A 13,612-nucleotide genomic window follows, 5' to 3' on the forward strand; every position below is an offset into this window, starting at 1 on the left:
CGCATGGTAGGGACGAGTCGCTTTCTGCGCCTTCTCCTAGTGCTGGCCGTCGTACTTGCGGCATCGTTGATCGGCATCCTCACGCGCCCACCAGGTTTGCTCGCGACTTTCTGGTGCGCCAACGCCATTCTGCTTGGAATGATGGTCAGATGGCCGGTCCTGATCGAATGGCGGACGTGGATCGCCGCGGCCGTCGGATACGTCTGCGCTGACCTGATTACGGGCAACTCGCTGTCGCTTGCCCTGCAGCTGAACGGGGCCAACCTCGCCGGAGTGACGCTCGGTGTTCTCGTTCTGTACTACTTGAAGCGCACACCGTTCCGATTGGTCGATTCGCAGTCGCTGGTATGGATGGTCTTTGTTTCGTTCGTCGCGGCGACTGGTACCGCGGCCACGGCCGGCGCCTTGGACCGGCTCTTACGCGGTCAGTCCTTTGCCGACACGTTTTTCCACTGGGGTGCCACCGAGGTCATGGCGTACCTGCTGGTCCTTCCTCTCATTCTCACTCTCACCATCCCATCGAGTCTTGCCGAGTTCCGCAGGAAACTGACCGCCAGAACTGTCGCCGCTCTGAGCGTTCCGCTACTCGCCACTGCAGCCTGCGTGCCGATCGCCCTCAGTATCGAAGGGCCGATTGCGCTGGTCTTGCCGATTCCAGCTCTCCTCTGGTGTGCCACTCGCATCTCGGTTCCGAGCACTGCCTTCGTTTCAGTGGTCTGGTCGGTGTGGTCACTCATGATGGCGGGTAGCGGTCGACTCGACATCGGAGATCAAGCCGCCTCGACGTGGAACGAGGACGTCATCACATCCATAGCGGTCACCCTGATCGCGTTGGGGCCGATAGCGGTTGCCTGTGCGACCGAGGAACGCCGTGCTGCCGAGCGTGAGCTCTTCCTTGCCGTCGAATTCGACCATCTGACCGGGGTCCTCTCGCGCGGTGCGTTCCTCGGCCACGCGGAAGCGGAACTTGCCGACGCGACTCGCACACAATCTCCGGTCGGCCTGCTGATGCTCGACCTGGACCACTTCAAGAGCATCAACGACACGCATGGACATATGACCGGTGACAGCGTTCTCGCGAACTTCGCCGAGCGGGCCGCTGACCGATTGTCGGACGGCGATCTGATCGGAAGGCTCGGCGGCGAGGAGTTCGCCGTTCTGCTTCCGGACTGCAGCTACGCGCGAGCAATCGATGTCGCCGAGGCGGTCCGCGGCGCGCAAGTCGAGTACTCGGCCGAATCAGATGTGACGAGCACCGTCAGCGTCGGCGTCGCGTGGGTCGATCATGCGACGCCGGCGCTGTCGACCCTCATGAGCGTCGCAGACGAGGCTCTGTACGACGCCAAGCGTGCTGGGCGCAACCTCGTGAAAGTGCACCGCGTCGGCAACGACACCGTGCCGCAACGGAATTCCGAGCCGGACACTGCCACCCACACCTATCGCAAACCTGCGCTACCCCGAACGATCCGGCGAGGATTTGGCCGCGAAGGTGTGGTGGACGGCCGATAACCGCGCTGACCTGCATCGGGATTGGCATATAGTCGCACCCATGCAGCTTGATTCGACGCCTTCGCCCCTGCCGACGCTTCCGCTCCGATTCGGAACCCCACTGACCGAGAACTCCATCCGCGTGATGATGTTGGGATCAGGCGAGTTGGGTAAGGAAGTTGTCATCGCGCTGCAGCGTCTGGGCGTCGAAGTGATTGCGGTGGATCGGTATCCCGATGCCCCTGGGCACCAGGTGGCTCATCGTGCTCATACCGTCGACATGACCGATCCGGAAGCACTGCTTGCCGTCATCGAGTTGGAAAAGCCTCACTTCGTGGTTCCCGAGATCGAGGCCATCGCGACGGATGCGCTTGCACTCGTCGAAGAACGCGGGGGTGCGGTGGTCATTCCGACCGCCCGAGCCACCCAGCTCACGATGAACCGTGAGGGAATCCGTCGGCTCGCGGCCGAGGAGTTGGGCCTGCCCACTTCGCCGTACGCTTTCGCGGACTCGCTTGCCGAAGTGCAGGCAGCGACAGACCGAATCGGTTTCCCGTGCGTCATCAAGCCAGTCATGTCCTCGTCGGGGAAGGGACAGTCGACGGTTCGATCCGCCGAAGATCTCGACGCCGCATGGGATTACGCGATGGCCGGAGGTCGTGTGAATCACGGCCGGGTGATCGTCGAAGGCTTTGTCGATTTCGATTACGAGATAACGCAATTGACAGTTCGAGCCGTCGGTGAGAGCGGTCAGGTCGAGACGTCGTTCTGCGAACCGATCGGGCACCTGCAGGAGGCCGGAGACTACATCGAATCGTGGCAGCCGCAGCAGATGTCCGCGGTTGCCCTCGCCTCGGCCCGAGACGTCGCCGAGAAGGTGACCACGGCTCTGGGCGGGCGAGGCATCTTCGGCGTCGAGCTATTCGTGAAGGGCGACGACGTCTTCTTCTCCGAAGTGAGCCCACGGCCGCACGACACCGGATTGGTGACTCTGCGGACGCAGCGACTTTCGGAGTTCGAACTGCATGCCCGCGCGATCCTGGGCTTGCCGGTCGACACGACGCTCACGTCTCCGGGAGCATCGGCAGTGATCTACGGCGGAGTGGAGGCAAAGGGGATCGGATTCGACGGCGTCGCCGAGGCGCTCGCGGTTCCCGAGACGGACCTGCGGCTCTTCGGCAAGCCGGAGAGCTTCACGCGTCGTCGCATGGGTGTTGCAGTGTCGACGGCCGCCGATGTGCCTACTGCACGCGACCGTGCTCGCGAGGCTGCGTCGAAGGTGCGTCCCGTCGGATGAGTCCAGCGGCCGAGGTCCTCGTCGGGCTGGTCATCCTGGTCGGTCTGATCGGTGTCGTCGTTCCGATTCTCCCGGGGACGCTTCTCGTTTTCGGTGCAATTCTGGTGTGGGCGATCATGACCGGTGGTGCCACGGCGTGGACGGTGTTCGCGCTGTCCGCGCTGGCACTGGTGGTCACCGGGATCGTGAAGTACACGTGGCCGGGCAAGCGGATGAAGTCCGGGGGAGTGCCCAACCTGTCGGTGGTGGTCGGCGGCGTCGTCGGCATCATCGGGTTCTTCGTGATTCCGGTCGTGGGGTTGTTCCTCGGATTCATCGTCGGAACGTATTTCGCGGAACTAGCGCGGCTGCGCCGTTACGACATCGCTTGGTCGTCGACGCTTCACGCGGTGAAGGCAGTCGGATTGTCCATGCTGGTGGAACTGTTCGGAGCGCTGATCGCGGCGGGGCTGTGGCTGGGAGCCGTTGCGTTCACCTGAGCGCAGCGGTACCAGGAGCGGGCGTTGTCGCACATGACCGCGGGCAGGTCGTCGCCGACAGCGTCGGCGATCACGTCCAGGTCGTGGACCTCGAACGCTCGACGTGCCCGTGTACCGGGTAGATCGGTGCCGAACATCAGCGCAGCGGGATTGACCGCGTGGATCTGGCGCAGCACATCGCTGACGTCGGAGATGGTGGTGCGGCCGAACCCGGTGGCTTTGACGCGCACTCCGCGGTCGACGAGGTTGAGGAGATACGGCAGTCCGCGGGTGGACATTCCCAAATGGTCGATGCTCACCGCGGGCAATTTGGCGAAGACCGGTTCCAACGACAGCAACAGTGTGGCATCGACGTAGAACTCGGCGTGCCAACCGACCAGATCGAATGCGCGGTTGGCAAGATCGGCAAGCAGACGCAGGTCGGTGGCGCCGCGGCGCAGGTTGAACCGGACGGCACGTACTCCCAGTGCGTCCAGAGCAACGATGTCTTCATCCGTCGCATCGAGCGGCAAAGCAGTGACGCCCACCCAGCCTTCGCCAAGTTCGGACAAGGCAGCTTTCAGGTATTCCTGGTCATTGCCCTGGTACGACGCGGTCACCACCGCGCCGCCGTCAACGCTGAGGCCCTTCAGCGAGGCAATCCGGGCCCGGTAATCGGCCACGGTGAAGGGCTCAGGCAGGTACCCGTGATTCTCGACCAGCGGGAAGCGCGGGTCGATGATATGCACATGGGCGTCAAACACGGGGTCTATTTTGCCCTGTTGCCCTGGGTCCCTGCACACACCACCGGCCCGATGTGACCTGGGTCGCGTCGGGCCGGTGGAGGGCTTCTGTTCAGTTACTTCCGCGCACTCAGTTCGCGCGGTCGGGCTCGGATGCCTTCAGCATGTCGTGACGCTCGACGACCTTGATGCGCTCACGGCCCTCGGGCTCGCCCAGGCTGCGCTCGTGCGCGTCGAGGCGGTACCAGCCCTGCCAGGTCGTGTACGGAACCTGCTTGCCTTCGAGGAACTCGATGACGGCGTTCTCGTCGGGGTTCGCGGCGCCCGCGAAGTCGACGGAGTCCTCGAGAAGATTCGCGACGGTTTCGTTGGCGTCACCCTTGGTGTGGCCGATGAGGCCGACGGGGCCGCGCTTGATCCAGCCGGTGACGTAGGTGGCCGGCATGAACCGGGCTGCGCCCTCGGCGTTGTCGTCGGCGACGACGCGTCCGGCGTCGTTGGGGACGGTGCCGGCCTGGTCGTCGAACGGCAACTGCGTGATGTTCTGCGAGAGGTAACCGACGGCGCGGTACACGGCCTGGACATCCCAGTCCTTGTACGTGCCGGTGCCCTTGACGTTGCCGGTGCCGTCGAGCTGAGTGCGCTCGGTGCGCAGGCCGACGACTTTACCGTCTTCACCGAGGATCTCCGTGGGAGATTCGAAGAAGTGCAGGAACAGCTTGTGAGGACGGGCTCCGACGTCGCGAATTGCCCAGTCCTGCAGCGTATTCGCAACCATGTCGACCTGCTTGGAGTTGCGGCGAGCCTGCTCGGAACCCTCGTCGTAGTCGATGTCCTCGGGGTCGACGATGACCTCGATGGTCGGCGAGTGGTCGAGTTCGCGCAGTTCGAGAGGGGTGAACTTGGCCTGGGCCGGGCCGCGGCGTCCGAAGACGTGAACCTCGACGGCCTTGTTGTTCTTGAGGCCCTCGTAGACGTTGGCGGGGATCTCGGTCGGCAGCAGTTCGTCGCCGGTCTTGGCGAGAACGCGGGCGATGTCGAGGGCAACGTTGCCGACGCCGAGGACTGCGACCTTCTCGGCTTCGAGCGGCCACGTACGCGGTACGTCGGGGTGGCCGTCGTACCAGGAGACGAAGTCGGCCGCGCCGTAGCTGCCGTCGAGTTCGATGCCCGGGATGCCGAGCGCACGGTCGGCGTTGGCGCCGGTGGAGAAGATGACCGCGTCGTAGAACGACTGCAGGTCGTCGAGGGTGATGTCGGTGCCGTAGTCGATGTTGCCGAGCAGGCGTACCTGAGGCTTGTCGAGCACCTTGTGCAGGGCGGTGATGATGCCCTTGATGCGCGGATGATCAGGCGCGACGCCGTAACGAATCAGGCCGAAGGGCGCGGGCATGCGCTCGAAGAGGTCGATGCTGACGCCGCGGCCGGAAACTGCGGTGTCGGATTTCATGAGGGCGTCGGCGGCGTAGATGCCGGCGGGGCCGGCGCCGACGATCGCGACCCGGAGTGGGCGGTTGGAGTCAGTCATCGTGAGGACAGCTACCTTCTTCGAAGTTCGGACAACATATCGACAAGTATCCAATTTAGCCGAACCTAAGCACAGTGCCTCGGTTGCGGCCGAACGGATCCACACTCTCACTCGATCGGTTGTGGGTAAACCTATTCTTTCCTCCCATTCTCCTGTTGTCTCGGGTATCCGGGGTAGGGGCCTGATCCTTGACGGGCCACAATTTCAAGTTGTGGGGGACTATTGGCGTTATGAGTGACGAGCTGCGCGAATCCGACAACATCGATGGCAAGAAGGCGTCTGCGGGGCCGTTCCTCTTGGCTGTCGCCATCGTCGCCTTGATCCTGGGTGGAATCTTCGTCGCATCGTGGATCTCGCCGGCCGAGGAGAACGTCACCGAGTCGGACCGCGTGAGCCGCTCCGTCACCGACTACGTCGATGCCGAGAATCGGAATGACGCGGAGACGATCAAGACCCTGACCTGCGCGAGCTTCAATTCGAGCAACGGTCCTATGGCCGGCGTCGACGGGACGGTCGAGCTGAAGGGTGTGGACGGGGTCGCGGTCAACGGCGATCGCGCCCGGGCCGACGTGACGATCACCGGTGGCGGAGCGGGCGAGCGAGTCTCGACCTGGGCCCTGACCCGTGACGGCAACCGTTGGGTCGTCTGCAACTGACGGCCCGCTCAGGCGCTCACGGCAGTCTTGTGAAAACATGGACTACGTGAGTTACGCAGGCGATCTGACGCCGGAGCAAGCCTGGGAGCTGCTCCGCGAAAACCCCGACGCCGTGCTGGTCGACGTGCGGACCGATGCGGAGTGGAAGTACGTCGGTGTCCCCGATGTGTCCTCCCTCGGCAAGCAGGCTGCACTGATCGAATGGGTGAGCCACCCGACCGGCGCGCGCAATGACAACTTCGTCGACCAGTTGAAGGAAGCCGGCATCACTGCTGATTCCTCCGGGTCGGAGCGTCCGGTGATTTTCCTGTGTCGATCCGGACAACGTTCCATCGGTGCGGCGGAAGCTGCGACTGCGGCGGGCATCGGCCCGTCGTACAACGTGCTCGACGGGTTCGAAGGCGCATTGGGTGCCGACGGACATCGCGGACTTGTAGGTTGGCGGGCCATCGGCTTGCCATGGAGGCAGCAGTGAGCGGAATTCCCCAGGGTGGCGCATTTCAACGAGCGCTGCCGGACGACGTCGGTCTCGGCACCCTCGGTGTTCGCGGCGGACTGATGCGTACCGGGTTCGAGGAGACTTCCGAAGCGCTGTTCCTCAACTCCGGATTCGTCTACGAGAGTGCAGAAGCCGCCGAACAAGCCTTCACCGGCGAGGTGGATCATTTTGTCTACTCCCGCTACGGCAACCCGACCGTCAAGATGTTCGAAGAGCGTCTGCGTCTCATCGAAGGTGCAGAAGCCTGCTTTGCGACTGCCAGCGGAATGTCGGCAGTCTTCACGGCGTTGGGCGCACTGTTGGCCAACGGCGACCGATTGGTGGCTGCGCGCAGTCTCTTCGGATCCTGCTTCGTGGTGTGCAACGAGATTCTTCCGCGCTGGGGAGTCGAGGTCGTCTTCGTCGACGGTGAGGACAACGCGCAGTGGGAAGAGGCGCTGTCCGTGCCTACCACGGCAGTGTTCTTCGAGACGCCGTCCAACCCGATGCAATCTCTCGTCGACGTTCGACGGGTGTCGGAGCTTGCTCATGCAGCCGGTGCAAAGGTAGTGCTGGACAACGTCTTCGCGACGCCGCTTCTGCAGCGCAGCCTCGATCTGGGGGCCGACGTCGTGGTGTACTCCGGCACCAAGCACATCGACGGTCAGGGGCGCGTGCTTGGTGGCGCGATTCTCGGTACCGAGGAATACATCAGCGGTCCCGTTCGAGAACTGATGCGGCACACCGGTCCTGCGCTCAGCCCGTTCAATGCGTGGACTCTGCTCAAGGGCCTGGAGACGATGCCGGTTCGTATTCGGCACTCCGTGGCTTCGGCACTCGAGATCGCCGAATTCCTCGAAGGACACTCCGGCGTCAAGTGGGTCAAGTATCCGTACCTGACGTCGCATCCGCAGCACGAGCTCGCGAAGTCTCAGATGAGCGGTGGCGGAACGGTTGTCACGTTCGAGCTCGATGCGCCTGACGGAGAGGGCAAGAAGCGGGCGTTCGAGGTTCTCAACGGCCTGCGCGTCATCGACATCTCCAACAACTTGGGAGATTCCAAGTCGTTGATCACTCACCCCGCCACGACAACGCACCGGGCCATGGGGCCGGAAGGCCGTGCAGCAGTGGGTCTTACAGACGGCGTTGTCCGTCTGTCCGTCGGGCTCGAAGACACGGCTGATCTGTTGGCTGATCTGAAGCGAGCACTCGGCTGAATCGCTGGAGCGCCTTGCCTCGAACTTCCGACGGCAAGGCGTTCTACGGTGCGGGCGTGAGACCCAGTTGTTTGACGTCGATCGTCAACGCCGTCGTATTCAGTGTGAGACCTGAGCTTGTCGTGTCGGTGGGGTAGATCGTGAACAACACCTGCGCCGTCAGATTGGTGTTGTTCAGGGCCGACGTGACCGCGATGAGGTTCGGCGTCGGTGCTGTGCTGTCGTACAGCAGATTGTTGCTCTGATCCGTGACGTACGTGCGAAGGTCGATGTTGGCGGCTGCGAGCCCGCCGCTCAACTTGGTCTTGTCGACTGTCACGTTCGCTTTCAGACGTGGGCCGGTGGCCATCACCTTCGAATCGCAGAAATACGTGTAGTTGAATCCGGGCTTGAGCCGGTAGGTAGTGATGTCCGGGATATATACGAGTGGATTCGGATTGGTGGGCGCGTTGACGTAGACCTGCGAATACCAGCCCCCGCCGTTCGTGGTCACGCATGCTCCCAGATCCAGGGTCCCGGACTGGACAGCGGCGCTTGTCAGGGTCGCACTGTCGGTCCACTTCGCCAATGTGCCCGAGCCGCCGAGCAATACAGCTCCGGCCGCGGCGACTGCCATTGCAGCCTTCGTCGTCTTCTTCATCACGGCACCAGTGCCTTGATTTCGTCCGGAAGTTCGCTCGGGGTAGGAGATTCGGCCCAGACTCCCGTTGACGTGTCGATGACGGTGACTCCGGAAGGGGTGATTACGTATAGCTGATCGGTACCGGTGAGCCAATGCAGGACAGCGTCGCTGTCAACGGGACCTCGATATACCTCAGCGCCCGATGAATTCGACACGGACACAACCGTTCCGCTGGCAGTCGAGAGCTTCTGGGCGCTGAGACCGGTCGTGGTCGCCGGGGCGTCGACGGGAACCTCGCTCGGGGTGGTCGTAGTTGGTGGCACCGTTGTCGTTGTCGTTGTCGTTGTCGTTGTAGCGGTCGTCGTCTGGGGCGCCGTAGTTGTAGCCGGTGACGAGGTGGTTGTCGACGGTGCAGTTGTGCTGGTGGTTGTCGACGGTGCAGTTGTGCTGGTGGTTGTCACAGCCGGCGCCAATGTCGTGGTGGGCGTGGTGGATGAGGCGGTCGTGGAAGTGACGGCCGTAGTAGGAGTGCTCGGAGCGTCTGCCGCCAGTGCCGGCGCTGCCGATCGACTGAGAGCAGATGTCCCGCTGATCGGACCGCCACACGAGTAGAGCAGGCCGACGAGAATGCTGAATTGGTAGCCGGAGTACGACGGCGTGACCGACGTGCCGCTCAGTCCATGGATTTCGATGTTGTAGGTGCCGACTATGAGCGGGAACGCGACTGTTGTACCGCCCGAGCCGTATCTCATGGAGCCTGTAGTAGACGTTGCGGTGTAGTCGTTCGACCCCAAAAGGTTTCCGCTGGCGTCGCGAGCGATGAGGCGGTATGAGCTTCCGACAGTCGCGGGCCAAGTGATCGTTACTGCGACCGGAACAACGAGCGCAAAATTCACCGCGCAACTGGCTGTGCTTGGCGACGTGGGAAAGGTTGCAGCAGTGCCGAACTGAATGCTTGTTGCCGCGGCTGTGTCGGTGTACCCCGCCTTGGTACCACCGATCTGGGACACACCGACCACCGTGAGACCGACCGTAGCCAAGGCGACGATGGCCTTGAGGGCATGGGAGTCGCCGCGTATGTCCTGACGATCCCGCTGAGGTTCCTCCGCGTCGGAAGCCTCACGTCGACGGAACGCGATGTACAGGAGCCCGCCGACGGCAATCGCACCAAGCACAAGCCCACTCGGTCCGGACAGCCAGACTGCCACGTATCCGAGGCGGTTGATGCTGAAGAAGACGCGATCGGCTTCGGTGATGACGTAGGGATCGGGATCGGCGATCGGATTTGCATCACCACGCAGTTGTGCGACGGCAAGGTTGTTGCCCTGCTGATCTATTGATTCCACACGATGGGTGATGCGCGTGCCTTGGCTGTCGGAGACGCTGACGATGTCACCGACCAGCACTTCCGAAGCAGGCACGGTGCGCGCGAATGCGAGAGCACCGGTATCGATCGTGGGTGACATCGATCCACTCCGAAAGATCAGCGGGGTGATACCGAAAGCCAGACCGGCGATGAAAATGATGATGGATACCAAGCCTGCGAGGGCTCCCAGGCTGAGCAGGACTTCCCGTACCCGGTTCTGCATCGAGGCCTTTGCATGTTTTTTCGTGTGTCGAGCCATTGCCATCACACCTTTGCCGTGAAGGTCAGGACGATGTTCGACGTGCTGTTCGTCGGCGGTGTCGGTGTTGTCGGAAGCTGCACCGAGACACATAAATTCTCGGTAGCCCCGACCGCCAGTGGGCGGTCGGGGCTACCGATGGCTTGATTCGCGGTGAGTGTCAGCGCGAGCGAGGACACAACGTTGGCGCCGTCAGTGCACTTGTTGGCAACAGTTCCGTTGGAGGAAACCGTCATTCGTAGAGAAGTCGTCAACGCACCGCTACTCGTAGACGTGATCGTGTACTTCAGTGGGACAGTTGCCGCTGTGCCCAGGTTGTTGACCTTGATCAGAGCGGTGTTCGAATCACCGGGAATCATTCCGGACTTGCCAAGCTCACTGAAATTCAGGGACTTGGTCAGGGTGGGCTGGGCGGTGCTGTTCAACTGCAGATTGATAGAACCCGTCGTGATGTTGCCCGAGGTTGCCGTGGCGGAAGACGTCCAGGCCGCGAGCGTGGTCACTCCGCCGACACCAAGCACCATCCCCAGCGCGAGCAGCGCGCGAAAACGCGTGCTGGTCAACAGGTGACGAATCCGATGGGCCGGACGGTCAGGGCGCGAGGGCATCGTGCTGGCCTTTCTCGATCTGGGCGGAGTCTGCGGGCGCGAAAGTTGCAGGGTCAGGAGCCAATCGGGCTCGAGCCCGCTCCTTCCGGCCGTCACGGATGCCGCTGATCATCATGTACGACGCGTACAGCAGTAGAGCGGTCACTACGATCACCACGATCACGGTGCGCTGCTCTCCCGTCAGCCAGGTGTTCACGTAACCGAGATAAGGCAGGCTGTACCAGACCTTTCCCCGGATCTGCACCGGCCGCACTTCCTTCTCGTCAGGCTCACCGTTCGCATCGCCCTGGGTGATGAAAGTTCTTTCACCCTTCTGGTTTTCACTTGTGGCGATGATCCGGTGCGTGACGACGGTCGGCTGACCCGATTCCAGCTGGTACGTAATAGGTGTACCGATCCCCAGTTCGGACGGATCGACAGGTTTGACCACTACCAGTGATCCAGGGTTGTACGTCGGGCGCATCGAACCGGTCAGAATCGTGAAGCGCTGTGCTCCGGCAAAGAAGGGAACGACAATCGTTGCGACGATGACTGCCGAAATTGCCAGCAGCAGTGTCCAACTGACGATAGAGGTGATCCACCAGAGTGGGCCGGTGCGATCGGTGCGCTTCGTGGAGTGTTTTGTCATACCGGACCTGCCTGGAAGGTCAAGGTCGTGGTGCTTGTTGCACCTGAGACCGCCCCGACGCCTACCGTGAGTCGCAAGCACAGAATGTACGTACCGCCTGAGACCAGTGGACTCGGCATGTACGCCGGTGAAACCGGGTACTGCAGCGATGCATCCATCGATCCGGACGTCAGTGGGGTCACTGCCGGAGCCGCGGTGTTGACGCCGGCAGGGCAGGCGCCTTCGTTGGCGACTCCGTAAGTGGTCAACGTGAATCCCGTAAATGCGGTCGTCGACTGCATTCGCCATTGCAGAGGATCAGTCCCCGAATTCTTGACGGTGAGCGGTGCTTGCACCGTGTTTCCCGGGACAACGGGCGTCGCGGCCGTCGTCAAGTTCGCCAGGGTGTACGCCGCACTGGTTCCGGCAGATGTACCAACCGTGAGGTTGACGCTGGCGGCTGTCGCCGTACCGCCATTCGCGCTCGCCGAATCGGACCACAGCGCGAGCGACTGCTGTGTCGATGCAAACACCGCTACAGCAGCCACCGCGACTGCGATCGCTCCCCAGACCTTTTTCCTCATGAAATTACGGGGCCGGTGTCAGTGCTGTCTGAGTGACGACCAACTTCATCGCCGACAAGTTCAGCGACTGGTTCTGCGCGACCTGATTGGCCACCTCGTTGAAGTTCAGCCGGACTCCGACGTGGACGATCGTTCCGTTCTGGGCTTTGGTGATCTGCGAAATCGGGTTGCCGCCAGTGTCCTTGATTGTCGTCACGGGCACGACAGCAGCGGCAAGCTCGGCGCTGTTCGCACCCGGAACGATTCCGGCCGTATCAGCGGTCAGAACAGCCGCGAGACGATCGCCCACTGCGGTCACAGTGACGTCGCAGGTGTATTCGATGCTCTCGGTGGTGACTATTCGGTAAGCCGAGATGTTGGTGATCGCGGTCTTCGTCGGGTTGAGGGAGTTCCACCCGCCACCGACCGGTGCGCAAGAGCTCAGGTCGAGGGCGCCGGACGTGACGGGCCCGCCGCCACTGACGTCGGCCGAATCGCTCCAGACTGCGAGCGAGCCGGCACCGCCGAGGAGGAGGGCACCGGCCGCCGCAGCAGCGATCGCACCCTTGGTCTGCTTCTTCATGAAAATCTCATTTCATGTCTGGGACCCGAAATGGGGCCATTCAGACATGAGTATCAGACACGGCAAACGATTCGTTACCACTTTTCGAAAAATCAATTTTACGACTGGAGTCCAACTGTCACTCGGTGTCGAAATGATCTTTGACCTGCGTCTAACTACTCGTTTGTAAGTTTGGTGCGAATAAAACCGTTGGTTTGTTCAGTTGGACAAAGCGGACGAGTCGGAACCTGGCAAATCTGCTGTTTTTTACCAGTTAATTACCGAGTTTCGGTTTTGTTTTGCAATTTGAATCAATTGTTTGTGTTGCTACGAAATGGATCGGTTGTTGTTCCCACAAGATCGGCGACCGACTCGAGGACGATGGTCGGGCGATAGGGATAGAGCTCTACCGACGCGCGGGTCGAGATCCCGGTCATCACCAGAATCGTCTGCAGTCCGGCTTCGAGGCCACAGACGATGTCGGTGTCCATGCGGTCGCCGATCATCAACGTATTGGCGGAATGAGCGCCGATGGACCGCAGGGCTGAGCGCATCATCAAGGCGTTGGGCTTGCCGACGTAGTAGGGATCGCGTCCGGTTGCCTTGGTGATGAGTGCCGCGACAGAGCCGGTGGCCGGCAGCGAGCCGTCTCGCGACGGTCCAGTGGCGTCCGGGTTGGTGGCGATGAACCGCGATCCACGCTCGACCAGGCGAATGGCGGTGGTGATTGCCTCGAAGGAGTACGTTCGCGTCTCGCCGAGGACGACGTAGTCGGGGTCGCTGTCCGTCAGAACGTAACCGATGTCGTGCAGGGCAGTGGTCAGGCCCGATTCGCCGACCACGTAGGCGCTGCCGCCCGGCCGCTGGTTGGCCAGGAACGTCGCGGTTGCGAGCGCTGACGTCCAGATCGACTTCTCCGGGATGTCGAGTCCCGAATTGAGCAGGCGTGCTCGCAGGTCACGCGGGGTGCGGATGGAGTTGTTGGTGAGCACCATGTACGGGATGTCGTTCGACGCCAGCTCTGCCAGGAACGTGTCCGCTCCAGGTATCAAGTGCTCCTCGTGGACGAGAACCCCGTCCATGTCCATGAGGTAGGTCCAACCGGTCTGATCTTCTGTACTGGTCATTACTCCAGTATGTGCGGGTGGCGCCCGATGTGG

At 62.1% G+C, this 13,612-nt stretch carries 15 protein-coding genes; 6 read left to right on the plus strand and 9 right to left on the minus strand.

Annotated features, from left to right (window positions below; translation table 11 throughout):
• The first annotated feature begins 3 nt into the window (after positions 1–3).
• Genes GN300_RS18130 through GN300_RS18140 form a run of 3 tightly spaced genes read left to right on the plus strand, consistent with a single transcriptional unit; the run spans position 4 to position 3,264 of the window.
• A complete protein-coding gene (locus GN300_RS18130; protein ID WP_223304638.1) occupies positions 4–1,509 on the plus strand; it encodes a GGDEF domain-containing protein in 1,506 nt (501 codons plus the stop codon).
• A 40-nt stretch (positions 1,510–1,549) separates the two neighbouring features.
• A complete protein-coding gene (gene purT, locus GN300_RS18135) occupies positions 1,550–2,785 on the plus strand; it encodes a formate-dependent phosphoribosylglycinamide formyltransferase (RefSeq protein WP_003944342.1) in 1,236 nt (411 codons plus the stop codon).
• Positions 2,782–3,264, plus strand: coding sequence for a DUF456 domain-containing protein (locus GN300_RS18140; protein WP_042924222.1), 483 nt, complete (start codon positions 2,782–2,784; stop codon positions 3,262–3,264). Before purT ends, GN300_RS18140 begins: the two co-directional genes overlap by 4 nt.
• Here the strand turns inward: GN300_RS18140 and GN300_RS18145 are convergent.
• On the minus strand, positions 3,168–4,007 hold the full coding sequence (locus tag GN300_RS18145; protein ID WP_223304639.1) for an amidohydrolase family protein: 840 nt from the start codon (positions 4,005–4,007) through the stop codon (positions 3,168–3,170). The genes GN300_RS18140 and GN300_RS18145 overlap by 97 nt on opposite strands.
• A 109-nt stretch (positions 4,008–4,116) precedes the next feature.
• Complete coding sequence (locus tag GN300_RS18150; protein ID WP_003944405.1) at positions 4,117–5,514, minus strand: FAD-dependent oxidoreductase; 1,398 nt, start codon at positions 5,512–5,514, stop codon at positions 4,117–4,119.
• A 230-nt stretch (positions 5,515–5,744) separates the two neighbouring features.
• Here GN300_RS18150 and GN300_RS18155 point away from each other — a divergent pair, with 230 nt between their 5' ends.
• Genes GN300_RS18155 through GN300_RS18165 form a run of 3 tightly spaced genes read left to right on the plus strand, consistent with a single transcriptional unit; the run spans position 5,745 to position 7,865 of the window.
• Positions 5,745–6,170: a hypothetical protein gene (locus GN300_RS18155; RefSeq protein ID WP_007726820.1), complete on the plus strand. Its 426-nt coding sequence runs from the start codon at positions 5,745–5,747 to the stop codon at positions 6,168–6,170.
• Positions 6,171–6,216: 46 nt separating this feature from the next.
• On the plus strand, positions 6,217–6,645 hold the full coding sequence (locus GN300_RS18160) for a rhodanese-like domain-containing protein (RefSeq protein WP_007726822.1): 429 nt from the start codon (positions 6,217–6,219) through the stop codon (positions 6,643–6,645).
• Entirely contained in the window at positions 6,642–7,865 is a 1,224-nt protein-coding gene (locus GN300_RS18165) for an O-succinylhomoserine sulfhydrylase (RefSeq protein WP_172403504.1), read from the plus strand. The genes GN300_RS18160 and GN300_RS18165 overlap by 4 nt, the downstream gene beginning before the upstream one ends.
• 43 nt (positions 7,866–7,908) lie before the next feature.
• Here the strand turns inward: GN300_RS18165 and GN300_RS18170 are convergent, their stop codons facing one another.
• The 7 genes from GN300_RS18170 to GN300_RS18200 all read right to left on the minus strand — a co-directional run bounded on the left by GN300_RS18170 (position 7,909) and on the right by GN300_RS18200 (position 13,579).
• On the minus strand, positions 7,909–8,505 hold the full coding sequence (locus tag GN300_RS18170; protein ID WP_054782213.1) for an alternate-type signal peptide domain-containing protein: 597 nt from the start codon (positions 8,503–8,505) through the stop codon (positions 7,909–7,911).
• Positions 8,505–10,112: a signal peptidase I gene (locus GN300_RS18175; RefSeq protein WP_190287649.1), complete on the minus strand. Its 1,608-nt coding sequence runs from the start codon at positions 10,110–10,112 to the stop codon at positions 8,505–8,507. The genes GN300_RS18170 and GN300_RS18175 overlap by 1 nt, the downstream gene beginning before the upstream one ends.
• 5 nt (positions 10,113–10,117) lie before the next feature.
• Positions 10,118–10,675: a SipW-dependent-type signal peptide-containing protein gene (locus GN300_RS18180; protein WP_190287650.1), complete on the minus strand. Its 558-nt coding sequence runs from the start codon at positions 10,673–10,675 to the stop codon at positions 10,118–10,120.
• A 28-nt stretch (positions 10,676–10,703) separates the two neighbouring features.
• Positions 10,704–11,348: a signal peptidase I gene (locus GN300_RS18185; RefSeq protein WP_063314823.1), complete on the minus strand. Its 645-nt coding sequence runs from the start codon at positions 11,346–11,348 to the stop codon at positions 10,704–10,706.
• Positions 11,345–11,911, minus strand: coding sequence for a hypothetical protein (locus tag GN300_RS18190; protein WP_063314822.1), 567 nt, complete (start codon positions 11,909–11,911; stop codon positions 11,345–11,347). Before GN300_RS18190 ends, GN300_RS18185 begins: the two co-directional genes overlap by 4 nt.
• Positions 11,912–11,915: 4 nt before the next feature.
• Positions 11,916–12,473, minus strand: coding sequence for an alternate-type signal peptide domain-containing protein (locus GN300_RS18195; RefSeq protein WP_047269467.1), 558 nt, complete (start codon positions 12,471–12,473; stop codon positions 11,916–11,918).
• A 290-nt stretch (positions 12,474–12,763) separates the two neighbouring features.
• Positions 12,764–13,579, minus strand: a complete 816-nt coding sequence (locus GN300_RS18200; RefSeq protein ID WP_003944345.1) for an HAD-IIA family hydrolase — start codon at positions 13,577–13,579, stop codon at positions 12,764–12,766.
• Between the last annotated feature and the right edge of the window lie 33 nt (positions 13,580–13,612).

It is taken from the genome of Rhodococcus sp. Ni2 (genome assembly GCF_021352185.1).
Lineage (GTDB): Bacteria > Actinomycetota > Actinomycetes > Mycobacteriales > Mycobacteriaceae > Rhodococcus_F > Rhodococcus_F qingshengii.

Coding starts and splice junctions, on each gene's coding strand:
- GN300_RS18200 (WP_003944345.1), bottom strand. CDS start 13,579: ATGACCAGTACAGAAGATCAGACCGGTTGGACCTACCTCATGGACATG.
- GN300_RS18150 (WP_003944405.1), bottom strand. CDS start 5,514: ATGACTGACTCCAACCGCCCACTCCGGGTCGCGATCGTCGGCGCCGGC.
- GN300_RS18130 (WP_223304638.1), top strand. CDS start 4: ATGGTAGGGACGAGTCGCTTTCTGCGCCTTCTCCTAGTGCTGGCCGTC.
- GN300_RS18170 (WP_054782213.1), bottom strand. CDS start 8,505: ATGAAGAAGACGACGAAGGCTGCAATGGCAGTCGCCGCGGCCGGAGCT.
- GN300_RS18140 (WP_042924222.1), top strand. CDS start 2,782: ATGAGTCCAGCGGCCGAGGTCCTCGTCGGGCTGGTCATCCTGGTCGGT.
- GN300_RS18190 (WP_063314822.1), bottom strand. CDS start 11,911: ATGAGGAAAAAGGTCTGGGGAGCGATCGCAGTCGCGGTGGCTGCTGTA.
- GN300_RS18175 (WP_190287649.1), bottom strand. CDS start 10,112: ATGGCTCGACACACGAAAAAACATGCAAAGGCCTCGATGCAGAACCGG.
- purT (WP_003944342.1), top strand. CDS start 1,550: ATGCAGCTTGATTCGACGCCTTCGCCCCTGCCGACGCTTCCGCTCCGA.
- GN300_RS18195 (WP_047269467.1), bottom strand. CDS start 12,473: ATGAAGAAGCAGACCAAGGGTGCGATCGCTGCTGCGGCGGCCGGTGCC.
- GN300_RS18185 (WP_063314823.1), bottom strand. CDS start 11,348: ATGACAAAACACTCCACGAAGCGCACCGATCGCACCGGCCCACTCTGG.
- GN300_RS18155 (WP_007726820.1), top strand. CDS start 5,745: ATGAGTGACGAGCTGCGCGAATCCGACAACATCGATGGCAAGAAGGCG.